Origin of the sequence: Winogradskyella ludwigii (genome assembly GCF_013403985.1) — a bacterium.
GTDB lineage: Bacteria > Bacteroidota > Bacteroidia > Flavobacteriales > Flavobacteriaceae > Winogradskyella > Winogradskyella ludwigii.
Genome location: NZ_JABFDF010000004.1, coordinates 286101 through 310176, shown reverse-complemented (window position 1 = coordinate 310176; position 24076 = coordinate 286101). Strand labels below are relative to the sequence as shown.

General features: G+C 32.1%; 18 protein-coding genes. 12 read left to right on the top strand and 6 right to left on the bottom strand.

The features are described 5' to 3' along the window. The first annotated feature begins 85 nt into the window (after positions 1–85). A complete protein-coding gene (locus HM981_RS11850; RefSeq protein WP_179339017.1) occupies positions 86–2488 on the top strand; it encodes a zinc-dependent metalloprotease in 2403 nt (800 codons plus the stop codon). Between the two features lie 108 nt (positions 2489–2596). Continuing rightward, on the top strand, positions 2597–3613 hold the full coding sequence (locus HM981_RS11845; protein ID WP_179339016.1) for a threonine aldolase family protein: 1017 nt from the start codon (positions 2597–2599) through the stop codon (positions 3611–3613). Here the strand turns inward: HM981_RS11845 and HM981_RS11840 are convergent. After that, positions 3610–3930, bottom strand: coding sequence for a YbaB/EbfC family nucleoid-associated protein (locus HM981_RS11840; protein ID WP_179339015.1), 321 nt, complete (start codon positions 3928–3930; stop codon positions 3610–3612). The two genes, HM981_RS11845 and HM981_RS11840, sit on opposite strands and share 4 nt — an antisense overlap. Positions 3931–4010: 80 nt before the next feature. Between HM981_RS11840 and HM981_RS11835 the strand changes: the two genes are divergently transcribed. From HM981_RS11835 to HM981_RS11825, 3 genes are all read left to right on the top strand, one after another. After that, entirely contained in the window at positions 4011–6074 is a 2064-nt protein-coding gene (locus HM981_RS11835; protein ID WP_179339014.1) for a S9 family peptidase, read from the top strand. Between the two features lie 70 nt (positions 6075–6144). Beyond that, entirely contained in the window at positions 6145–7182 is a 1038-nt protein-coding gene (locus tag HM981_RS11830; RefSeq protein ID WP_179339013.1) for a PLP-dependent cysteine synthase family protein, read from the top strand. Between the two features lie 399 nt (positions 7183–7581). Next, the gene (locus HM981_RS11825; RefSeq protein ID WP_179339012.1) at positions 7582–8841 is read left to right on the top strand and encodes an aminotransferase class I/II-fold pyridoxal phosphate-dependent enzyme; all 1260 of its coding nucleotides are present in this window, start codon (positions 7582–7584) and stop codon (positions 8839–8841) included. Positions 8842–8987: 146 nt separating this feature from the next. Here the strand turns inward: HM981_RS11825 and HM981_RS11820 are convergent, their stop codons facing one another. Next, positions 8988–10106 (bottom strand): GNAT family N-acetyltransferase, encoded by a 1119-nt coding sequence (locus HM981_RS11820; RefSeq protein WP_179339011.1) that lies wholly within the window; start codon positions 10104–10106, stop codon positions 8988–8990. Positions 10107–10124: 18 nt separating this feature from the next. Beyond that, on the bottom strand, positions 10125–11090 hold the full coding sequence (locus tag HM981_RS11815; RefSeq protein ID WP_179339010.1) for a transporter: 966 nt from the start codon (positions 11088–11090) through the stop codon (positions 10125–10127). Between the two features lie 161 nt (positions 11091–11251). Here HM981_RS11815 and HM981_RS11810 point away from each other — a divergent pair, with 161 nt between their 5' ends. The 4 genes from HM981_RS11810 (at position 11252) to HM981_RS11795 (ending at position 17012) form a co-directional block, all read left to right on the top strand. Next, positions 11252–11524, top strand: a complete 273-nt coding sequence (locus HM981_RS11810) for a DUF4834 family protein (protein WP_179339009.1) — start codon at positions 11252–11254, stop codon at positions 11522–11524. 84 nt (positions 11525–11608) lie between these two features. Beyond that, a complete protein-coding gene (locus HM981_RS11805; RefSeq protein ID WP_179339008.1) occupies positions 11609–14083 on the top strand; it encodes a YfhO family protein in 2475 nt (824 codons plus the stop codon). Positions 14084–14122: 39 nt separating this feature from the next. Then, on the top strand, positions 14123–15412 hold the full coding sequence (locus HM981_RS11800) for a glycosyltransferase (RefSeq protein ID WP_179339007.1): 1290 nt from the start codon (positions 14123–14125) through the stop codon (positions 15410–15412). Positions 15413–15551: 139 nt separating this feature from the next. Next, positions 15552–17012: an oligosaccharide flippase family protein gene (locus HM981_RS11795; protein ID WP_179339006.1), complete on the top strand. Its 1461-nt coding sequence runs from the start codon at positions 15552–15554 to the stop codon at positions 17010–17012. Positions 17013–17130: 118 nt separating this feature from the next. Here HM981_RS11795 and HM981_RS11790 read toward each other — a convergent pair whose 3' ends face one another. Then, complete coding sequence (locus HM981_RS11790) at positions 17131–18318, bottom strand: hypothetical protein (RefSeq protein ID WP_179339005.1); 1188 nt, start codon at positions 18316–18318, stop codon at positions 17131–17133. A gap of 190 nt (positions 18319–18508) precedes the next feature. On the opposite strand from HM981_RS11790, the gene HM981_RS11785 reads away from it, so the two are divergent. After that, on the top strand, positions 18509–19567 hold the full coding sequence (locus HM981_RS11785; protein ID WP_179339004.1) for a DUF3667 domain-containing protein: 1059 nt from the start codon (positions 18509–18511) through the stop codon (positions 19565–19567). Here the strand turns inward: HM981_RS11785 and HM981_RS11780 are convergent. Then, entirely contained in the window at positions 19564–20229 is a 666-nt protein-coding gene (locus HM981_RS11780) for a hypothetical protein (protein WP_179339003.1), read from the bottom strand. The genes HM981_RS11785 and HM981_RS11780 overlap by 4 nt on opposite strands. A 1-nt stretch (position 20230) precedes the next feature. Next, positions 20231–23020: an excinuclease ABC subunit UvrA gene (gene uvrA, locus HM981_RS11775; RefSeq protein WP_179339002.1), complete on the bottom strand. Its 2790-nt coding sequence runs from the start codon at positions 23018–23020 to the stop codon at positions 20231–20233. Between the two features lie 240 nt (positions 23021–23260). Between uvrA and HM981_RS11770 the strand changes: the two genes are divergently transcribed. Further along, positions 23261–23845: an RNA polymerase sigma factor gene (locus HM981_RS11770; protein WP_179339001.1), complete on the top strand. Its 585-nt coding sequence runs from the start codon at positions 23261–23263 to the stop codon at positions 23843–23845. Between the two features lie 57 nt (positions 23846–23902). Further along, entirely contained in the window at positions 23903–24049 is a 147-nt protein-coding gene (locus tag HM981_RS11765) for a hypothetical protein (RefSeq protein WP_179339000.1), read from the top strand. Positions 24050–24076 lie beyond the last annotated feature (27 nt).

Here is a 24076-nt window from a genome sequence, read left to right as displayed (position 1 = left end):
ACAAATATAAGATGTGGATTTAAAGTGCCATAATTTTGAATCGGTTTTTTAGAAATTCCGTAGTTTTATGTTTCAATATTTGATTATGAAAAAAATATATGTTCTGTTGGGTTTCATTTTTATAAGTTTTCAGTTTCAAGCTCAGATTCTAGATAATAAAGAGTTAAAGACGTACGATGGTTATTTTGACTTTTATTATGAGGAAAGTACAGATAAAATCTATCTTAAAGTTGAAAAACTTAATAATGAATTTCTCTACGTGAATTCTTTGGCGTCTGGTATTGGAAGTAATGACATTGGTTTAGATAGAGGTCAGTTAGGAAGTGAGCGTGTCGTTTATTTTGAAAAAGCGGGAAACAAATTATTACTTATACAGCCCAATTTAAAATATCGTGCTAATACAGATAATACATTAGAAAAGAAGAGTATTGAGCAAGCCTTTGCAAAGTCCGTATTATTTGGGTTTAAAATTGTGTCTAATAAAGGTGGATATTATATCATTGATTTTACTCCTTTTTTAATGCAAGATGCACATGGAGTTGCCAACCGATTAAAAAGAAAAAAAGAGGGAACTTATAAATTAGATATTTCAAAAAGCGCATTATCCTTAGAGCGCACCAAAGCATTTCCTAAAAATGTAGAGTTTGAAGCTTTATTAACCTTTAAAGGTGAACCAACAGGTAAAAATTTACGCAGTGTTGCACCAACAGCTTCTTTAGTTAGTCTTGTTCAGCATCATTCGTTTATTAAATTACCAGATAATAAATATACACCAAGGGTTTTTGATACACGCAGTGGAGCTATTTCGATGTCTTATATGGATTATGCTGCGCCAATAGAAGAAGATATTACGAAACGATTCATTATTCGTCATCGTTTAGAAAAGAAAAATCCTAAATCTAAAATGAGTGAAGCCAAAGAGCCTATTATATATTATTTAGATCCTGGCACACCAGAGCCTGTGCGTTCTGCTTTGTTAGAAGGAGGACGATGGTGGAACGAAGCTTATGAAGCGATTGGGTTTAAAGATGCATTTCAGGTGAAATTATTACCTAAAGACGCAGATCCTATGGATTGTCGCTATAATGTAATTCAATGGGTTCATAGAAGTACAAGAGGTTGGAGTTATGGCGCTAGTGTTGTAGATCCAAGAACGGGAGAAATTATTAAAGGGCATGTGAGTTTAGGAAGCTTACGTATTCGTCAAGATTTTCTTATTGCGCAAGCTTTAATGAACAAGCCGTTTGCAGAACGTGATGATAATTATCAGCCTATGTTAGATATGGCTTTAGCAAGAATTAGACAGTTGAGTGCTCATGAAGTTGGACATACCATAGGGTTTGCGCATAATTTTGCAGCAAGTACAAATAATAGAGCTTCTGTGATGGATTATCCACATCCTCAGGTAACTTTAAAAGATGGTGAAATTGATTTTAGTAATGCCTATGCCACAGGAATTGGTGATTGGGATAAAGTAACAGTGGCTTATAGTTATTCTGAATTTGATAAAAAGACTAACGAGGAAGATGCCTTACATAGTATCTTGAAAAAAGCACAAAACGACGGTTTACGTTTTATTACTGATTCTGATGCCAGAGCGACTGGTGGCGCACATGCATTAGCACATTTATGGGATAACGGAAATACACCAACAGAAGGTTTGAATGCTATTTTAGAACTACGAAAAGAAGCTATTTCTAATTTTTCGGTAGATAATATAAAGTCCTACCAACCATATTCTGTTTTAGAAGATGTATTTGTGCCTCTTTATTTTTATCATCGTTTTCAGGTAGAAGCGGCAACAAAGGTTATTGGTGGTTTAGATTATAACTATGCTGTAAAAGGAGGTGAGCAATTAACGTCTAAATCTGTTGATGGAGCTATTCAAAGACAAACTTTAGATGCTATAATTAAAACGTTAGAAGCAGAAAATTTAGCAATACCTAAAGATAAATTAGAATTGTTTCCTCCACGAGCATTTGGTTACAAGCGTTCTAGAGAATCCTTTAGAGGGAAAACAGGAGTTGCTTTTGATCCTTTTAGTGCTGCAAATACGGCTAGTGATATGACTTTGAAGTTTTTATTGCATCCACAACGAGCTAACCGTTTAGTGCTACAGAAAAGTTTGGATGAGCATCAATTAAGTTTACAAGATGTTATAGATGAACTATTGAAAAACTCATTTGAGAAGAAGTATATAGATTCTTATTTAGTAGAAATACAACATCAAATTAATGCCAATGTTTTAAAGTATCTTATGAATTTAGCGACAAATGATGAAAGTTATTTTCAAACTAAAGCCATTGCTAATAAAACCATATCTCATTTAGCAAGACAATTTTTAAATCTTGAAACCATGAATATGCAATATGGAATTATGATTAAAGAATTTTACGAACATCCAGAAAAATTCAAACTAGAAAGTGCTCCAAAAATACCAGATGGTTCTCCAATAGGCAATGATATCTGTAATTATAGTTTAAATTGAACTCTATGTTGGTAGAATCTTTCGGCTACGCTCAAGATAAATTAAAGTCAAAACCTATTAAAAAAAATGTTTAACTAAAAAAGATTCCCATTTTCATGGGAAATATATATGATAATAGACTTAAGAAGTGATACCGTTACAAAACCATCAAAAGGCATGTTAGATGCTATGTTGTCTGCACAAGTTGGAGATGATGTTTTTAGAGAAGATCCTACCGTTAATGAATTAGAAGAACGGTTAGCTAAAATGTTCGGTAAAGAAAAAGCCTTATTTTTTCCTTCTGGTAGTATGGCGAATCAGATTGCGATAAAGTTACACACCAATCCAGGCGAGCAGGTAATTTGTGATAAATACGCACATATTTATAATTATGAAGTTGGAGGAGTTGCATTTCACAGTGGTGCAACTTGTAAACTTTTAGATGGTAATCGAGGTATGTTTACAGCAGCACAAGTAAAAGAAGCGATTAGTCCTTCAGAATATTATTACAGTCAAACCAGTTTAGTTGAGGTTGAAAATACAACTAATAAAGGTGGAGGAGCTTGTTGGGATTTTAATGAACTTCAAAACGTAAAAGAGGTTTGTAAAACCAATAACTTAGGTTTTCATTTAGATGGAGCACGCTTATGGAATGCAATGGTAGCAAAGAATGAAACAACGTTGCAATATGGAAATACCTTCGATACGATTTCTGTTTGTTTAAGCAAAGGTTTAGGTTGCCCAATTGGTTCTGTTTTGATTGGCGATGAGGAGATTATGAAAAAATCTTTAAGCTTAAGAAAACTCTTTGGTGGCAATATGCGACAAGTTGGTTATTTAGCTGCAGCTGGTTTATTCGCATTAGAAAATAATATAGAACGACTTGCAGAAGATCATAAAAGAGCGAAAGAAATAGGAGAGGAGTTAAGTAGATTATCCATCATTAAAAAAGTAGAACCTATTGAAACCAACATTGTAATTTTTGAATTGAATGATGATGTAGATGAAGCGCAATTCTTGAATACTTTAACAGAAAAGAATATTCATATTATAGGCATGGGAAGTCATAAATTAAGAATGGTCACGCATTTAGACTATACAGACCAAATGCACGACCAACTTTTACAAGAGTTAAAATCTATTTAAAACATATCCATACCAGGAATACTTGGCATGCCTTCTTTAGCAACAGCGGCAACTTCTGTTTCATGAATATTGGTTGCTTTTTCTATGGCTTTGTTTAGTGTAAGAATTAAATAATCTTCTAACATATCTTTGTCTTCAAGTAATTCGTCTGCAATGTCAATAGATTTTATGGTTCTATTGGCTGTGATAGTTACTTTTAGTTTATTATCTGTACTTGCTTCGTCAATTAAAACGGTATGTAGACGCTCTTTTGTAGCTTCAACTTTCTTTTGAGCTTCTTTAATTTTGCCCATCATTCCCATCATATCTCCAAACATATTCTTTTTCTTTTAAATTAATACGACGTAAAATTAGTAAATTGCGCGACTTATTAGACGAAAAATTTTCATAAAAACACATGACCAAGAATTCAAGCGCCAATCCACCTATAGCAAAAAAAATACCACATCAATTAGAAAAGCATGGAGACGTGCGAATTGATAATTATTTTTGGATGAAAGACAGAGAACATCCTGAAGTTATTAATTATCTCAATGCGGAAAATGAGTATTGTGATACCAAAATGGCACATACAAAGGATTTTCAGTCAGATTTGTTTGAAGAAATGAAAGCCCGAATTAAAGAAGATGATTCTTCAGTACCTTATAAATATAATGGTTATTGGTACATTACTAAATTTGAAAAAGGAAAAGATTATCCTATTTATACACGTAAAAAAGACAGCTTAGATAATCCTGAAGAATTATTATTTGACTGTAATGTTATGGCAGAGGGAGAATCCTATTTTAAATTAGCAGGTATTAGTATTAGTCCTGATAATAATTTGGTATCCTATGGAATTGATAATTCAGGTAGACGGAATTATACCATTCATGTTAAAAACTTAAATACTCATGAAGTCGCTTTAGATAAAATAGAAAGTACAACAGGATCTTCAAGTTGGGCAAACGATAATGAAACCTTATTTTACACCAAAAAAGATGAGGTTACACTAAGAGCCTTTCAAATTTTTAAGCATCGCTTGGGAGATAATTCTGAAGACGAACTTGTTTTTGAAGAAGGAGATGATACGTTTGGTGCAGCTGTTTATAAATCAAAATCTAGAAAATATATCATTATTGCTTGTTATAGCACGTTAACTAATGAATACCATATTCTTGATGCCAATAATCCAGAAGGTAAGTTTCAGGTTTTTCAGCCAAGACTTAGAGGATTAGAATATAGTATATCGCATTATGACGATCATTTTTATATACTTACCAATAAAGACAAAGCCACCAACTTTAAGTTAATGAAGACGCCAGAGTCTGAAACTAGCGTTGACAATTGGCGAGAAGTTATTGCACATAGAAGTGATGTATTACTAGAAGGGATTGATATTTTTAAAAACTATTTAGTTATTAGTGAACGTAGCAATGGTTTAAATGAAATAAGGATTAAACGTTGGGATGGAAGCGAGGATTATTATTTGCCTTTTGATAACGAAACCTATACAGCTTACACAGGTACAAATGTAGATTTTGATACAGAAATATTACGATATGGTTACAATGCTATGACCACTCCGTCTTCTGTTATTGAATTTAATATGCGAACAAAATCTAAGACGGTTTTAAAAGAACAAGAAGTTTTAGATGCCAATTTTGACAAGGATAATTACGTTTCTGAACGTATTTGGGCAACTGCAGAAGATGGAACAAAGATTCCAATGTCTGTGATTTATAAAAAAGGTATTAAAAAAGATGGTTCAAATCCATTATTACAATATGCTTACGGGAGTTATGGCTCTACTATAGACCCTTATTTTTCAACAATAAGATTAAGTTTGTTAGATCGTGGGTTTATTTATGTAATCACACATATTAGAGGAGGAGAATATTTAGGGCGCGATTGGTACGAAGATGGAAAATTATTAAATAAGAAAAATACGTTTTCAGATTTTATAGCATGTTCGGTTCATTTAATTAAAGAAAGATATACGTCATCTCAGCATTTATATGCTATGGGAGGCAGTGCAGGAGGTTTATTAATGGGAGCTATAATTAACGAGGCACCAGAATTATATAATGGCATTATAGCAGCAGTTCCTTTTGTAGATGTAATAACTACCATGTTAGACGATTCTATACCCTTAACCACAGGAGAATATGATGAGTGGGGAAATCCTAATGATAAACTCTACTATGATTATATAAAATCATATTCACCTTATGATAATGTTGAAGCTAAAGCATATCCTAATATGTTAATTACAACAGGACTTCATGATTCTCAAGTACAATATTGGGAGCCTGCAAAATGGGTAGCCAAGTTAAGAGATATGAAAACGGATAATAATCAATTGTATTTAAAAACAAATATGGATGCTGGTCATGGTGGTGCTTCTGGTCGTTTTGAAAGCTTAAAAGAAGACGCAGAAGAGTTCGCGTTTTTACTTGACCTGGAAGGGATTTCTCGTTAATTAGAAAAAAATGTTACCTTTGCGAGGTTTTAGGTGTCTAATAAATAACGACTACCGAAAAATTTTATTTATGAACAACAACAAAAATGTATTTGATAACGTGTTACAATTAGTAGGTAACACTCCCCTAATCAAATTAAATAGAATAACTGCAGACTTCAATGGCGATTTCTATGCTAAAGTTGAAGCTTTTAATCCCGGTCATTCTTCTAAAGATAGAATTGCGTTACATATTATAGAAGAAGCAGAGCGTCAAGGAATTTTATCTCCAGGTGATACCATTATAGAAACCACTTCAGGTAATACAGGTTTTAGCATTGCTATGGTAAGTATCATTAAAGGTTACGAGTGCATTTTAGCAGTAAGCTCAAAATCTTCAGCAGATAAAATAGACATGTTAAAGTCTATGGGAGCTAAGGTTTACGTTTGTCCTGCGCACGTTAAAGCAGATGATCCGCGTTCTTATTATGAAGTAGCAAAACGCTTACACGAAGAGAATAAAGGTTCTATTTATATTAATCAATATTTTAATCAATTAAACGTTGATGCGCATTACAATTCTACTGGTCCAGAAATTTGGGAGCAGACAAGTGGTGAAATCACACATTTAATAGCTTGCAGCGGAACAGGTGGAACCATTTCGGGAATATCTAAATATCTAAAAGAACAAAATCCAGATGTCAAAGTTATTGGAGTGGATGCTTATGGTTCTGTATTAAAGAAATATCATGAAACGCGTGAGTTTGATGATAAAGAAATTTATCCTTACAGAATTGAAGGTTTAGGTAAAAACTTAATTCCTACGGCAACAAACTTTGATGCTATAGACAAGTTTGTAAAAGTTACTGACGAAGAAAGTGCACACACAGCAAGAGAGATTTCTAATACAGAAGGTCTTTTTGTTGGTTATACAAGTGGAGCAGCAATGCAAGCTATAAAACAACTAGAAGAAGAAGGTGAGTTTAAACGTACAGATAAAGTGGTTGTAATATTTCCAGATCATGGATCACGTTATATGAGTAAAATCTATAATGACAAATGGATGGAAGATCAAGGTTTCTTTGATAGCAAAACAGAAGTGCAAGCCACAATCGAATACATAAAATAAAAAGTATCATAAAAATTAAGCCTATTACAATATTTGTAGTAGGCTTTTTTTTTCCAAAACTTTGAGTTTTTTATTGTGCAAAAGCGGTTTATAACTTATGAATAGTTAAAATAAATAAATTATGCCGTCATAATATTATTACTTAATTTTGCGGACACTAACAAGACTAATTTAAAAATTATTGAAAGCTGGTACTATGGACTTAAACCAGATGAATTCTAAATGATCCACGCATAATTTTATAATCTTTAATTGAGATGAATTATAAAGTTTAAGCAAATTGTTTGCTAAATTTTTTTTCAAATTGAATTTAAGTGCATTAAAATGAAATTATATAGGTTGTTTTTAATGTTTATCAGGTTCAAGCATAGAAAAAGCGTTTAATAGCAAAGAACGAGCATGAAGGATTTATTTGAAAAGATTTATAGAGATAAAGGACCTCTTGGAAAATGGGCAGCACAAGCTGAAGGTTATTTTGTTTTTCCAAAACTAGAAGGAGAGATTTCTAATAGAATGAAGTTTCAAGGAAAAGATGTTATTACTTGGAGTATAAATGATTATTTAGGTTTAGCAAATCACCCTGAAGTAAGAAAAGTAGATGCAGAAGCTGGTGCAGCATATGGATCTGCTTACCCAATGGGAGCACGTATGATGTCTGGTCATACAGAATTACACGAACAATTACAAACTGAGCTTGCCGCTTTTGTTAGTAAAGAAGCAGCATATCTTTTAAACTTTGGTTACCAAGGAATGGTGTCTACAATTGATGCGTTGGTTTCTAAAGATGATATTATTGTTTACGATGTAGATGCACACGCTTGTATTATCGATGGTGTACGTTTGCATATGGGTAAACGTTTTACCTATAAACACAACGACATTGTAAGTTTAGAGAAAAATCTTGAACGCGCAACAAAAATGGCAGAACAAACTGGAGGTGGAATCTTAGTGATTTCGGAAGGTGTTTTTGGAATGCGTGGTGAGCAAGGACGTTTAAAGGAAATTGTTGAGCTTAAGAAAAAATTCAACTTTAGACTTTTCGTAGATGATGCTCACGGTTTTGGTACTTTAGGTGCAACTGGTGCAGGAGCCGGTGAAGAGCAAGGTGTACAAGATGATATAGATGTTTATTTTGCAACCTTTGCAAAATCTATGGCAAGTACAGGAGCATTTATTGCTGCAGATCAAGAAATTATTGATTACTTAAAATATAACTTACGTTCTCAAATGTTCGCTAAGTCCTTACAAATGCAACTAGTTGTTGGTGCATTAAAACGTTTGGATATGTTGCGTACAATGCCAGAATTAAAAAAGAATCTTTGGACAATTGTAGATGCTTTACAATCAGGTTTAAAAGAACGTGGTTTTGATATTGGAACAACACAAAGTTGTGTGACTCCGGTATACTTAAAAGGTAGTATTCCTGAAGCTATGGCTTTAGTAAGAGATTTACGTGAAAACTACGGAATTTTCTGTTCTATTGTTGTTTATCCAGTAATACCTAAAGGATTAATTTTACTTAGAATGATTCCTACGGCAACGCATACTTTAGAAGATGTAAGAGAAACTTTAGATGCTTTTGACGCTATTAGATCACGATTAGAAAATGGTACTTATAAAAGAATGTCTGCAGCTTTAATTGCAGCAATGGGTGAGTAATCTATAGTCTTTTAAATATATATACAAAACGGTCATTTCATATGTTGAAATGACCGTTTTTATTTTAGTCAGTTAAGTAATTGTTGAGTAATGTAGATGTATGAAGGTGTTCATTTTACTAATTTTCAATTATTACAAACTTAATCTTATAAGTCTTTCTTCATCGTTTTACGTCGTACATAAATTTCTGGATAAAAGTGTTTCCAGATTTGTTTAATGGCATGATTGTCTTCTAACTCTGGCGTTCTATAGCATGTCTCAATGTTTTTTTCTTTAAAGGTTTCGTAATATTCATTAAATATAACGGCATGTACACCTTTGTTTTGGTAATCTGGATGGATGCCTATTAAGTAGAAAATTACGTCTTTGCTATGTTTTTTTGCTTTTAGTATATGTGTAAAGCCAAAAGGAAATAGTTTACCATTTGCTTTTTGTAAAGCATTAGCAAACCTTGGCATCACTACCGCAAATCCAACAAGTTTATCATGTTCGTCAACTACAAATTTGATGTATTCAGGATTAATAAAACTGATAAATTTTTTCTTAAAATATTCTTTTTGAATATCTGTTATTTCAACAAATGAAGACAAGGATGAGTAGCTTTCATTAAACAAATCGAACATTCGATCTGCATAAGGCATTACCTCTTCTGTTTTTGTGAGTTTTAACGCTCTAAGTTTGTAACGGCGTTTAATAAGTTCTTGTGCTTTCTTAAAAAACTCAGGTTTAACGTTTTCAAAAGGGAATTTGTTTTCTGAATATTCCTTTTCAATAGTATAGCCATGTGCATTATAATGATTTATATAATACGGATGATTGTACCAAGTGATCATCGTTGAGATATGATTAAAACCTTCGGTCATCACTCCAACTTTATCTAAATTCGAAAATCCAACAGGACCCTCTGCATAAGTGAGTTGGTGTTCTCTTCCAATAGTTTCAATAGTATTTAATAAGGCTTTACTAACCTCTAGATCATCTATGAAATCGAACCAACCAAAACGCATTTTTTTTATGTTCTGTTTGTCTACTTCAAGCCAATTTATAATTGCAGCAATTCGCCCTACAATTTCTCCCGCTTTATAAGCTAAGAAAAACCGTGCTTCTGCATCTTTAAAAATGGGGTTTTTATCTTTATCGAAAGTTTCAAGTTCCTGTTTTATAATAGGTGGAACCCAATATTTAGAGTCTTTGTAAATTTTAAAAGGAAATCGAACAAATGCTTTTAAGTCTTTTTTAGACGTGGCTTCTTTAATTGTTATCATGTAGTTAGGAACGCTATATTAAGAATCAAAATCTTCTTCTTTTTTCTTCTTGTTTTTCTTCTTCTTCTTTTTCTTAAAATTACCGTCATTGCCGTTTCCATTATCAATCTGCTTATCTTTATGGAAATCTAAACGGTAAGATGCACCAAAAGCAATATTAAAAACAGTAGGTGTATCTTTAGCATTAAAAGCTATATTAGCATCTAACTGAAAATCTTTTGACCAAAGGTAAGCACCTCCAAATCTAAAAATGTTATCGGCATAAAAGTCACTTTGAATACCTTGAGTTTCACCAAAAATAACCCATTGTGGAGTAAAAGAGTGTGTTAGTGTTAAGATGTATGAGAAATTAGATTGGTCTGTTCCAATTCTATCTTTAATTAAATTCATAACAAAAACCCATCCTCCGTTAAAGTTGTTCTGAGTTGCAATCATCACTTTAGGACTAAAGCCTTCAATCCCAGGAGCTGTATAAGGATTGTTTTCCGTATCTAAATTAGCACCCACATAAACTGAAACGGCAGGTATTAAAGATTTCCAATTAAATTTTCTATTGGCATGATAACTATAAATATTAGGTTTCTCTTCTTCAGCATTTTTGTAAGGATCGTAAACTAAATACTTAGCACCTAATGTAAAATTTTTAAAATTAGAACGTTTGTCTTCAAACGGAATTGATGCACTATTATAGGTAATCTTATCATTTTGATATATGCCATCTAACGATAATTCTAATTGATCAAAAAATAATCCATAGCGTAATCCAAAATCGAGGCCAAAACCAGAAACTTCATAATCAGATAAAGCATGTTCTTCTTTTACTGTAAAAGCACCAGTTTCAAATTGTACGACTCCAGTTCCAACAGAAAAAGCACTTTTTGAAACGCCAGGACGATTAGAATTTATGACTTCGGTATATTGCGCATGAGCAGAATTAATGCTTGTGACAATGATAAAAAATAGGAATGATTTGAGTATTCGCATTATGTATAGGTTTAGTAAACGTCTGTGGATTTATCGTTTTCTTTCAATTTTATCCTTAGAAGCTTAAATTCAAATATAGATATTTTATAGTTTTTTTAAGGAATAATAACGGATTATAAATTACTATAATTGTATTTTTGATAATTATATTATGTTTTATCATGGGATTACTGAGAACTATTTTAATTATTTTATTAGTATACTTTGGCTTTAAGATTTTATCGCGTCTTTTTGCGCCTTTATTAGTGCGTTTTGTTGCCAAAAAAGCTGAAGAAAAATTTGGAGGACAATTTGGTGGCTTCCAAAACCCGAATCAACAAAGACAGCAACAAAAAGAAAAGGCAGGCGAAACGGTTATTGATAAAATGCCTAACGATAATAAATCTTCAAATCAAAAAGTTGGAGAATATATCGATTACGAAGAAATTGACTAACGTGATTCCTGCGGAAGTAGGAATGACATAGGTATTTCAAAAAAAACAACTACTTTTCAGAATCATTCATTTTAAAGCATTGTCATGTCATTTTCTTTTAAACGATTATTACCGCATATCTTAATTTTAATTGGATTTGTGGTCCTTTCTTTAGCCTATTTTAGCCCAGTTTTACAAGGCAAAAAAATTAACCAAAGTGATATTAAGCATTACATTGGTATGGCACAGCAACAGAAGGACTTTGCTAAAACTACAGGAGAAGAAACCTACTGGACTAATAGTGCTTTTGGAGGAATGCCAACGTATCAATTAGGTGCAAAATATCCACATAATTACATTAAACAACTCGATCTAGCGATACGGTTTTTGCCTAGACCTGCAGATTATCTATTCTTATATTTTATAGGTTTTTACATTTTGTTATTGGCTTTAAAAGTCGATTATAAGCTAGCAGGATTAGGTGCTTTGGCTTTTGGATTTTCAACTTATCTTATAATTATATTAGGTGTTGGTCATAATTCTAAAGCACACGCTATTGCATACATGCCGTTAGTTTTAGCTGGTATTGTACTCGCTTTTAGAAAGAAATACGTCTTAGGATTTTTACTCACTACGATTGCTTTAGGTTTACAGATTGTGGCAAATCATCCACAAATGACTTATTATTTGTTGTTACTAATCTTAGTTTTAGGCTTGGCTTATTTGGTTGATGCTGTCAGAAAAAAAACGTTACCACATTTTTTTAAATCAGTTGGCATATTAACTATTGCAGCAATATTAGCTGTTGGTCTCAATGCAACAGGTATTATGGCAACGCAAGAGTATGTAAAAGAAAGTGCTCGTGGTAAAAGTGATTTAACCATTAATGCAGATGGTTCATCAAAAGAGGTAACAACGGGTTTAGATAGAGCTTATATTACGGAATATAGCTATGGTATTTTAGAATCTTTCAATCTTTACATCCCCAAATTTATGGGTGGAGGAAACTACGAAGATGTTGGTAAAGATTCTGAAACGTATGAGGCTTTTATTCGTTTAGGTGCTTCGCCAATTGAAGCTTTAGATGCCGCAAGAAACGCACCTATGTATTGGGGAAGTCAACCTATTGTAGAAGCACCTGCTTATGTTGGAGCTGTAATTATTTTCCTATTTATTTTAGGATTATTTTTAGTTAAAGGGAGATTGAAATGGTGGCTAGTTGGCGGAACTATTTTGTCTTTACTATTGTCTTATGGAAAAAATCTAGGTTTCCTAACAGATTTCTTTATTGATTATGTGCCATTTTACAACAAATTTAGAGCAGTAAGTTCTATTCAAGTTATTTTAGAACTGTGTATTCCAACCTTAGGGATTTTAGGTCTATCTCGTTTACTTAATGATTCTCATAAAGATGAAGTAAAACTTAGAGCTTTATTATTTTCAGTTGGAATCACGGCAGGATTAGCGCTCATATTTTTAGTGTTTAAATCTGCATTATTTGATTTTGAAGGCTTAAGAGATGATCAATATATTGGTGCTTATGGTCAAGGGTTTATTGATTCAATTATAGACGATAGAAAATCTTTAATGACTTCAGACACCTTAAGAACTTTGATTCTTGTATTATTATCTGCAGGAACCATTTACTTATTCTTAAAGAAGAAATTATCAGAAAATCTTGTGGTTGTTGTGTTTGCAGTTTTAATTCTTTTCGATTTAGTTACCGTAGATAGACAATACGTTAATAATGATAATTTTATTTCAGCAATAAAGGTTGATAAACCTTATCAGCTTAATCAAGCAGATAAAGAAATCTTAAAAGATAAAGGTCATTTTAGAGTTATGGATATGTCTACTGATGGCCAAAGAATGCCAGCAAAAGCGGCTTATTACCATAATTCGTTAATGGGTTATAGTGCTGCAAAATTAGGACGTGTAGAAGAGTTGTTAGATTTTTATGTATATCAAAACAACATGAATGTTCTCAATATGTTGAACACTAAATATATTATTGCAGAAGAGCAAAATACGGTCTTTCCATATACAAACACTGATGCCAATGGTAATGCTTGGTTTGTTTCTAAATTAAAAGTGGTTGCAGATGCCAACCAAGAAATTTTAGCTTTAGATAGTTTGAATACGAAAACAACAGCGGTTTTAGAAAAACAAGTTCAGATAGAAAATAATTTACAAACAACGTATCACGTTGATTCTACTGCTTCAATTCAGTTAAAAGAATTTAAACCCAATTATTTAAAATACGAATCCAAGAACACTAACGAAGGTGTAGCTGTATTTTCTGAAATCTACTATGCACAAGGTTGGGATGCATATATTGATGGTAAGTTAACACCACATTTTAGAGTGAATTATGTGTTGAGAGCTTTAGATTTACCAAAAGGAAATCATACAATAGAGTTTAAGTTTGAACCACAGGTTGTTGAAACAGGAAGTAAAGTTGCTTTGGCTAGTTCTGCTATTTTTGGAATTTTATTGCTGATAGGGATATTTTATTCTTTTAAAAAGACAAAAGACAAAAGACTAATTGTCATTCCTGCGAAGGCAGGAATCCATAATTAGCAAAAAAAGTAGATTTCTACTTTCGCAGGAATGACAGAAATGAGCAAAAAAAAAGTACTCATAATAACCTATTATTGGCCACCAGCAGGAGGTCCAGGCGTGCAGCGTTGGTTAAAATTTGTAAAGTACTTGCCGGAATATGATATTGATCCTGTTGTGTATTGTCCTGAAAATCCAAATTATCCAATAATGGATGGAAGTCTTGTCAATGAGATTCCCAATAACATTATCATATTAAAACAGCCTATTAATGAACCTTATGGTTTGGCTAGTATTTTTTCTAAAGGAAGCTCTAAAAAAATAAGTTCAGGTGTTATTCCTAAAGCTAAAAAGCAATCCTTTATTGAAAAAGCGATGCTTTACGTGAGAGGGAATTTCTTTATTCCAGATGCTCGAAAAAACTGGGTAAAACCTTCTGTTAAATTTCTTTCAGATTATATAAAAGAACATCAAATTGAAACAATTATCACTACAGGTCCGCCACATAGTTTACATTTAATAGGTTTACAATTAAAAGCAAGTTTAGGTGTAAAGTGGTTTGCAGATTTTAGAGATCCTTGGACAACCATTGGTTATCATAAAGATTTAAAACTCACAGAGTCTTCAAAAGCGAAACATCTCAGTTTAGAACAAAAGGTGTTAAACACAGCAGACCAGATTATAGTAACTAGCAATCATACCAAAAACGAATTTCAGACAAAAACCAAACAACCGATTACTGTAATCACTAATGGTTACGATTCTCACAATGTTAGAGTAGAAGGTAAGGACGAAAAATTCACCTTATCTCATATTGGTTCTTTATTGTCTGAACGAAATCCTGTGGTTTTATGGGAAGCACTTTCAGAATTAATTAAAGAGAATAAAGAGTTTTCTGAAGTCTTTAGATTGCAATTAGTAGGAGTTGTAAGTAATGATGTTATAGAGTCTATTCATAAAAATGGATTGAAAAATTATGTAGATGTTGTTGGTTACGTCAGTCATGATGATGCTTTAAAATTTCAAATGAAATCGCAATTATTGTTATTAATTGAAATTGATTCTGAGGACACCAAAGCCATTATTGCAGGCAAAGTTTTTGAATATTTAATCTCAGAAACACCAATTTTAGCTATGGGACCAAAAGATGCTGATGTAGAAAAAATTATAACTTCAACCAATACAGGAACGTATTTTAGTTATAATCAGAAAGCAGAATTAAAGTTACAACTCTTAACTTATTTCGAAGCTTTTCAGAATAAGACATTAAAAGTAAATGCCATTGGCTTACAACCTTATAGTAGAAGAGCTTTGACTGAGAATTTAGCAAAACTGATTAAATCTATCTAGTCTTTCTTGCTAGGTTTTGTATAAAAACTATTCTGACAATCAAAACCTACAAGGCACTCTAAGGCCTTGCAGATTAGAGCATATAATTTAATCAACACATTTTGTAATTTAAAACTTTATAGTTGTATTTTGCTTCACTATGGGAGTCGTATTAAATCAGTCGTTTAAAAATACCATTACAACTTACTTGGGTTTTGGTATTGGTGCGATTAATGCGCTTTTTCTTTATACTAATTTTTTATCGGATCAATATTATGGTTTAGTTGCATTTCTACTTTCAGCAGCTAATATTATGATGCCTTTTATGGCTTTTGGAGTTCATAATACTATTGTAAAATTCTATTCTACTTTTAAAACTAAAAATAGTATTAATAGTTTTTTAACCATGATGTTGTTTTTGCCCTTATTGTTTATCATTCCAACAGGGTTTATAGGCTATTTTGCTTACGATGCCATTGTTCATTGGCTTTCAAATGAAAATCCAATTGTAGAAAATTACGTCTGGCATATTTTTATTCTAGCTGTTGCTATGGCTTATTTTGAAATCTTTTTCGCTTGGACAAAAGTGCAAATGCAAACCGTATTTGGTAACTTAATGAAAGAGATTTTTCATAGAGTGTCTATTATGCTATTACTTTTTTCTGTGTATTTAGAGTGGTTATCTGTAGATCAATTTATAATTGCACTCGTAGGTGTTTATGTTCTAAGAATGGTAATTATGAAACTGTATGCCTATTCTGTAAGATTCCCAAAGTTGAAATTTCAGAAATTAGACAATAGATTTTCAATATTACAGTATTCAGGATTAATGATTATAGCAGGTTCAGTGGCTATGCTTATTTTAGATATAGATAAGTTTATGATTGGCTTAATGTTGCCAGATATAGAGCAAGTGGCTTATTATAGTGTCGCTATTTTTATAGCCACTGTTATCGCTGTTCCGCAACGTGCTATGCATCAAATAATGTTGCCTCTAACGGCGAAATATCTCAATGAGAAAGATTATGTTGCTTTAGAAAATTTATATAAACGTAGCTCTATGACTCTTTTAATAATTAGCGGATTTATTTTCATGCTAATTGTTTTAAACATTAATCAATTGTATGAAATTCTTCCAGATAAATTTACAGGAGGGCTTTTTGTAGTGATCATAGTAAGTATTGCCAAGCTCTACGATAATAGTTTAGGCAATAACAACGCTATTCTATTTAATAGTGATTATTACAGAATGGTGCTATTTTTTGGAGTATTACTTGCTGTTATGGCAATTCTCTTAAATGCCTTATTTATTCCTATTTACGGAATTGAAGGTTCTGCGTTTGCGACGTTCTTAGCGGTGTTTATTTATAATACCATTAAAATTGTATTTGTAAAACGAAAATTTAATATGTTACCTTTTACTTTAGGTTCTGCTAAGATTTTAGGGACATTAATGCTATTATCATTAGTATTCTATTTTTGGGATTTCCCATTTTATCCTGTAATAAATATTGTTTTAAAATCTGGATTTTTTGGCTTCATTTATATTATCCTTATTTATAAATTGAATATTTCTGATGATATTTCTAATCAGATTAAGAAGTATTTACGGTTGAAGTAAATTGCTAGTCCATCATAGCTATAGTTAAGAATTATAAATTCCTTTAAACAAAAAAATTCCCGCAAGGTGCTTTGAGGCACACTCTTTACGGGAATTACTAACCAACCAAAAAAACTTTTTATCCTCTAGTTCGACTTGATTTAGATCTTGTAGAACTTTGGTTGCTTGTTCTACTTTTTGCATTAGATCTAGACGTTACAGTCGGTGATGTTCTTTTATTCTGTACAGTACTCTTTTGTCTTGTTGGAGTCACTGTTCTTTTATTAGACACAGAAGTATTTGTTCTGGTCACATTATTTCTTGTAGTTCTCGGAGTTGCTACAGTATTACTACGTGTTGATCTCGTCGGAGTCGTTACTCTAGAGTTAGATCGTGTAGTTACAGTACTATTATTTCTTGTAACTCCTGTTCTAGTCGGAGAAGAAACTCTAGTATTGGCACGTGTTGCTCTAGATTCATTAGTACGTGTTCTGGTTGTAGCATTTAATGTTCTACTAGAAGTTGTATTATTGGCTCTTAAACGTGTTGCTCTTGTATTTGCAATTGATGTGTTATTGCGCTGCACACGAGTTCTAATGCTTCGTTCTGTTCTAGTCCTAGGCGTTTGAGAATATCTGTTTGTATTTCGGGTTGCGTTAGAACGTCTAGTAACCTGATCGTTTCCTCGTCTTCCCATATTATAATATCTCACATTATTAACATAAGGTCTGTAGTAAATATGTCTTGTAGGCGCATAATATTGTCTGTAAGGATTTACGTTAACAATAGCGAAATTAACATGTGGTACAGCATAATATTGGTGCCATGGTCTGTAAACATAAGCTCTGTTATAACTATTGATAAATCCATCATATCTGTAGAATACATTGTTTCTATAATAGATATTAAGTCCACCTACGCTACTAATTCTTCCATATCCATTGTAGTTAATAAATATGTTACCTACTTGGTTTACACGGCCATAATAATCGTAGTAAATAGGCGTGTTTTCAATTTGAATAATGGCACCATAGCTATCATATTGTACATATGGATTGTAATCGTAACCAGAGTTAAAACTTAAACTGAAACCAGGAGTATTAATTCCAACGCTTACATCTGGACCATAATTTGGTAAATAAAAATCAAACTGTCCATCTGCAAAAACAGAAAATTCAATTCCTGCTTCATTAAATATGAAAGAATTACCATAACCTCTCACATAGCTATTAACTGAAGTGTTTTCTACTGATGTTGTTGTGCTGGTTGCGAATGCAGTTGTGCTTATAGCGACTAAAGCTGCAAATAAATATATAATTCGTTTCATAATAATTGGGTTTTAAATTAAACTCGTTAAGTATAAAACAAACAGCGTGCCAAAAACACAAATCGCTATTTTACAATAGGTTACTATAGTCAATAAAAATAGTGAGCTAACTATTTAACAATTCAGTTTAAGGATGAGCAGTAGAGATGTTATAAATTTCATTACTTTTAAACCAGACTAACCATCAACCATGAGCACTAACCAGGTAAAATGTAAAAATTGCGAACAATCTTTTAACGACGAGTTTCAATTTTGTCCGCATTGTGGTCAAAAAGCAAACGATGAGCTAACTATAAGTGTCTTGTTCTATAATACCATTAGTAATTACTTTTCTTTTGATGCACGTTTTTTTAAAAGCTTTATTCCGTTACTATTTAAACCTGGCTACTTGGCCAAGGAATTTATAAAAGGTAAACGTTTATTGTATTTGCATCCTGCACAGATGTATTTGTTTATATCTGTAGTCTTCTTTTTTATCTTTTCATTTACGGTTAGGGAACAAAAAGAACTTATTAATGAAGGATTTTCTAAATCTTTTGATACTTCTAAAGCCACTATTATTGACTCTATAGTAGTGAAAGAATTGGATTCTATAGAACGAATTAAAATTAGAGAAACCTTAGAAAGTACTATGTTGTTTTCTGGAATATCTCAAAAAGAGATTGATTCTATTGTATCTCTAGAGGTTTTACCAAAACAGAATAATATCTCTTTAGGCTCTTTTCAAGTTGAATTAGATTCTTTGATAGAAATAAATGCACCAGATAAAGAAATTTATAAATCTTGGGGATTAGAAAAAAATGATGGATGGTTTAAGAGAACAGTATATCAGCAAGGTCTTAAATTTTACAAAGGTAAAGATGCTGGTAATATTTGGAGTGAATTTGTAGATACTATTCCAATTGCATTATTTTTCTTACTACCAATTTTTGCGTTTGTTCTTAAAATTTTCTATCGAAAACGAGGAACATATGCACACCATTTGGTATTTAGCTTTTACTATTTTTCTTTCATATTTACCTTGTTTAGTTTTGTTTTTGCAATTAATCTAATGTTTGAATTTTCAGCTTGGATAGACTTCTTAATTTTACTGTTGTGCTTTGTTTACTTCTTTATAGCGTTAAAAAAGTTTTATAGCCAAGGTTGGATTTGGAGTTTTGTTAAAGCGTGTTTTTTCGCTATGGTATTTACACCAATCGTTTTATTATCGGCAATTTTAATTGGATTTTTAGCCTTTATGATTTATTAATTATCCATAGAACCTGCATGCCAAATGGGAATGTTTAAGAAATGGCTTAAGGTTTCAGCATCTCTTATAATGGATTTTAAATCTCCGTGATCTATCACATTTTTTCGTGAACCATCATTGAGAACCAAATTAAGTTCAAAGCTTTTGTAAGAACCTTTATCATTTTTTACATGTTCTCCAATAAGTTGAATAGCGACAATAGATGTTAGCGGAATATACGTTTTTGAAGTGTCCTTTTTAATTCTATGAACATCTGCATTGTAAGCTTTATAATAAACTCCTAGTTGCTTATCGAAAACACGTGGCTTATAAAATGTGTAAAACATAAATCCACCTGCCGAAGCAAAAATGAATCCGAATACGATTAAAAACCATTCGACTTTAGCGATATCAAAACCATTTTCGAATAATGGGTAAATTCCAAAAAACAGAATACCAAAACCTACAGCAAAAAAGATAAAACTGAAAATAGCAGCACCAAAATAAGGTTTGTAACTTAGTTTGGAACCGGATTGTTTAATTAATACATGAGTTTTAAAACTTGCGCCTCCACTATTTAAAGGAGAAGTGTCAACATTAATTCTTAAATTATCAACATTATTTTTGAGCTTATTTTCTCTAGCCTTAATAACTTCGTTATGAAATCCTTCAGGTAAGTTCATTCTATAATTTTTCTTGAAGATATTTTCCTGTAACCGAGTTTTTATTCTTTACTATTTCTTCAGGCGTACCAGAAGCTACAAGTTGTCCTCCATGTTTTCCTCCTTCGGGTCCTAAATCAATAATATAATCGGCACATTTAATTAAATCTATGTTGTGTTCAATCACAATTACAGAATGTCCTTTGGAAATTAAGGCTTGAAAAGATTTTAATAATTTCTTTATATCATGAAAATGAAGTCCAGTTGTTGGTTCATCAAAAATGAAAAGTGCATTATCACTTTTGCTTCCTTTTCCTAAGAAAGTAGCTAGCTTTATTCGTTGTGCTTCACCACCAGAAAGCGTAGAAGACGATTGCCCTAGAGTTACATAGCCCAGACCAACATCTTGAAGTGGTTGCAGTTTGCTCTGAATCTTGTTTTGGTTATGTGTTGTAAAAAAAGCAACAGCATCATCAATGGTAAGGTTTAAAATATCATCTATAGATTTACCTTCAAACTTAACTTCTAACACTTCTTTTTTGAAACGTTTTCCTCCACAAGTATCACAAGTTAAATGTACATCTGCCATAAACTGCATTTCAATAGTAACTTCTCCTTCACCTTTACAGGTTTCACAGCGTCCACCATCGACGTTGAAACTAAAATGTTTAGCAGCATAATTACGGATATTACTTAATTTTTGAGAAGCAAATAAAGCTCTAATATCATCATAAGCTTTAATATAAGTTACAGGATTAGAACGTGAAGAACGACCAATAGGGTTCTGATCTACAAATTCTACATGTTGTATGTTACTATGATTTCCTTTAATTTCTGATACCTGACCAATTTTATCACTAAAACCAGTTAATTTTTTTTGTATCGCAGGAAAGAGTATTTTTTTTACCAATGTACTTTTTCCACTTCCTGAAACTCCAGTAATAACGGTAAGCATTTCAAGAGGAAAAGTAACATCTATATTTTGTAAATTGTTTTCACGAGCACCTGTAATTTCAACACTATATTTTGAGGTTCTCCGTTTTTTAGGCACTTCAATTTCTAACTGTCCATTCAAATATTTTGCAGTTAAAGTATCTGCAGAAAGAATCGCTTTAAAATCACCAACAGCCATGACTTCTCCACCAAAGGTTCCTGCTTCAGGACCAATATCTATAATAGAATCGGCAGCTTTCATAATGTCTTCATCATGTTCTACTACAATAACAGTGTTTCCTAAATCACGAAGCGATTTTAAAACTTCAATTAAGCGTTCTGTGTCTTTAGGATGCAAACCAATACTTGGTTCATCTAAAATATACATAGATCCAACAAGGCTACTTCCTAAAGAGGTTGCTAAATTAATACGTTGACTTTCTCCTCCCGAAAGTGAATTCGATTTTCGGTTTAAGGTCAAATAGCGTAATCCAACATTAGTTAAGAAACCTAGTCTTGTATTAATTTCTGTTAAAAGACGTTTTGCGACTTGAGTATCGCTATCACTTAACTTTAAGTTTTTAAAGAACACGGTTAACTCATCTAAAGGTAAATCTACAATGTCTGTTATTGTAGCACCATCTATTTTTACGTAATTAGCTTCTTCACGTAAGCGTTTTCCGTTACAAACATTACATTTAGTCTTACCACGATAACGTGATAACATCACGCGATTCTGAATTTTGTACGCTTTCGATTCTAGCTCAGCAAAGAAATCATTTAAACCTTCAAAATGTTTATTGCCTTTCCAAATAAGGGCTTTGTCTTTATCACTTAATTGAAAATAAGGTTTATGAATTGGAAAATCAAAAAGATGCGAGTTATTTACTAATTGGTCTCTGTACCAACTCATACTATCACCTCTCCAAGGGAAAATGGCATTTTCAAAAACTGATAATGCTGTGTTTGGAATCACTAAATCATCATCGATACCAATAACATCACCATAACCTTCACATTTTGGACATGCTCCATAAGGATTATTAAAGCTGAATAAATGTGCATTTGGTTCTAGAAAAGACATGCCATCTATTTCAAACTTATTATTAAAAACGGTTTGTTTATTATCTGCAAGCGATTCTATAATACACGTGCCAACTCCTTCATAAAAAGCAGTGCCAACAGCATCAGCCAATCGATTAAGGAAATCTTCATCATTTTTAAAGACAATTCTATCTACAACTAAAAATAAATTCTTATCAGATTTTATATTTTGTTTTAACGCCTCATCAATTCTAACAACATCATCTTTAACTTTAATTCGCGCGTATCCTTGTTGTTGAAGTGTTTGCAATTTGTTTTCGATGGTTCTGCCTTCTTCTAAAAGAATAGGAGCTAAGAGTAATAATTTTGTGCCTTCATCAAATTTTGAAATAAAATTAATGACATCAGAAACCGTATGTTTTTTTACTTCATTGCCAGAAATAGGTGAGTAGGTCTTTCCTATTCTAGCAAATAATAATTTAAGATAATCGTAAATTTCAGTGGTTATACCAACAGTAGATCGTGGATTTGTAGAGTTTACTTTTTGCTCAATGGCTATTGCAGGAGCAATACCTTTGATATAGTCTACTTTAGGTTTATTTAATCGTCCTAAAAACTGACGTGCATAACTACTTAAACTTTCTACATAACGTCTTTGACCTTCAGCATATAGCGTATCAAAGGCTAAACTAGATTTTCCGGAGCCAGATAAACCCGTAATAACAACTAATTTGTTTCTAGGAATAACAACATCAATATTTTTAAGATTGTGGAGTTTTGCTCCTTTTATAATGATGTTTTCCTTTGGGCTAACGTCTAAGTTTGTAGTATTCATAGGTTGTCTCAGTATCTAAAGTTTGCAAAGATACCACAACTATTTCACCTATTAAAGGAACGCTTTATACGATTAAAAGTTTAAATTTTATTAATAAATTTTGTTTTTTAGGAATGATTGTTGTTATATTTGAAATCTATTCATTTAACAAAATATCTGCGTATATCACAATATTACTTTAAAAAGACAGCTTTTAACCCCAAACTTAGTAGGCAACTGCTAGGCTTTAAAGTAATTATTATGAAAAACGAACTTATCCAAGACGCAGAGTTGGTTAGCAACTACATTAACGGAAACGAGAATGCACTCTCAATTTTAATTGTCAGGCACAAACAAAAGATTTATAGTTTTATATATTCTAAAGTTTATGACCGCGATGTTACAGAAGATGTTTTTCAGGATACCTTTATTAAAGTTATAAGAACACTAAAACGTGGTAAATACAACGAAGAAGGTAAATTTTTACCTTGGGTAATGCGTATCGCTCACAATTTGGTTATTGATCATTTTAGAAAGAATAAACGTATGCCTAAGTTTCACAATACTGGCGAGTTTAGTATTTTTTCTGTATTAAGTGATTCTACGTTAAATGCAGAAAAATCTATTATTAAAGGTCAGGTAGAATCTGACGTAAGACGTATTATTGAAGAGCTGCCAGAAGACCAGAAACAGGTGCTTTTAATGCGTATGTATCAAGACATGAGTTTTAAGGAAATATCTGAAAGAACAGGAGTTAGTATTAATACGGCTTTAGGTAGAATGCGTTATGCTTTAATTAATATGCGTAAAGTTATTGATCAAAATAATATAATTTTAACAAATTGATACAATAAAGTATATAAAGATGCGTTTTTGCTATATATAAACACTTAAATAGTTAAAATGGCAAAAATTTACTCTCAAGCTTCCCCAAAAACAAATGATAATTTGCAACCTAAGGACGAAACCATAAAGTTCATTTTGAGTTATTCAAAAGCTTTAAGTATTGTTGATTATAATAATATAAAGTTCGAAGCACTTTTAAATTAATAAAAAATCCTGATGTGAAAGCATCAG

Excerpts from the sequence above, each read along its gene's own strand:
- HM981_RS11795 (WP_179339006.1), top strand. The coding sequence starts at position 15,552 with ATGGGAGTCGTATTAAATCAGTCGTTTAAAAATACCATTACAACTTAC.
- HM981_RS11770 (WP_179339001.1), top strand. The coding sequence starts at position 23,261 with ATGAAAAACGAACTTATCCAAGACGCAGAGTTGGTTAGCAACTACATT.
- HM981_RS11830 (WP_179339013.1), top strand. The coding sequence starts at position 6,145 with ATGAACAACAACAAAAATGTATTTGATAACGTGTTACAATTAGTAGGT.
- HM981_RS11820 (WP_179339011.1), bottom strand. The coding sequence starts at position 10,106 with ATGATAACAATTAAAGAAGCCACGTCTAAAAAAGACTTAAAAGCATTT.
- HM981_RS11835 (WP_179339014.1), top strand. The coding sequence starts at position 4,011 with ATGACCAAGAATTCAAGCGCCAATCCACCTATAGCAAAAAAAATACCA.
- HM981_RS11780 (WP_179339003.1), bottom strand. The coding sequence starts at position 20,229 with ATGAACTTACCTGAAGGATTTCATAACGAAGTTATTAAGGCTAGAGAA.
- HM981_RS11815 (WP_179339010.1), bottom strand. The coding sequence starts at position 11,090 with ATGCGAATACTCAAATCATTCCTATTTTTTATCATTGTCACAAGCATT.
- HM981_RS11810 (WP_179339009.1), top strand. The coding sequence starts at position 11,252 with ATGGGATTACTGAGAACTATTTTAATTATTTTATTAGTATACTTTGGC.
- HM981_RS11765 (WP_179339000.1), top strand. The coding sequence starts at position 23,903 with ATGGCAAAAATTTACTCTCAAGCTTCCCCAAAAACAAATGATAATTTG.
- HM981_RS11840 (WP_179339015.1), bottom strand. The coding sequence starts at position 3,930 with ATGTTTGGAGATATGATGGGAATGATGGGCAAAATTAAAGAAGCTCAA.
- HM981_RS11800 (WP_179339007.1), top strand. The coding sequence starts at position 14,123 with ATGAGCAAAAAAAAAGTACTCATAATAACCTATTATTGGCCACCAGCA.
- HM981_RS11825 (WP_179339012.1), top strand. The coding sequence starts at position 7,582 with ATGAAGGATTTATTTGAAAAGATTTATAGAGATAAAGGACCTCTTGGA.
- HM981_RS11805 (WP_179339008.1), top strand. The coding sequence starts at position 11,609 with ATGTCATTTTCTTTTAAACGATTATTACCGCATATCTTAATTTTAATT.
- HM981_RS11850 (WP_179339017.1), top strand. The coding sequence starts at position 86 with ATGAAAAAAATATATGTTCTGTTGGGTTTCATTTTTATAAGTTTTCAG.
- HM981_RS11785 (WP_179339004.1), top strand. The coding sequence starts at position 18,509 with ATGAGCACTAACCAGGTAAAATGTAAAAATTGCGAACAATCTTTTAAC.
- uvrA (WP_179339002.1), bottom strand. The coding sequence starts at position 23,020 with ATGAATACTACAAACTTAGACGTTAGCCCAAAGGAAAACATCATTATA.
- HM981_RS11845 (WP_179339016.1), top strand. The coding sequence starts at position 2,597 with ATGATAATAGACTTAAGAAGTGATACCGTTACAAAACCATCAAAAGGC.
- HM981_RS11790 (WP_179339005.1), bottom strand. The coding sequence starts at position 18,318 with ATGAAACGAATTATATATTTATTTGCAGCTTTAGTCGCTATAAGCACA.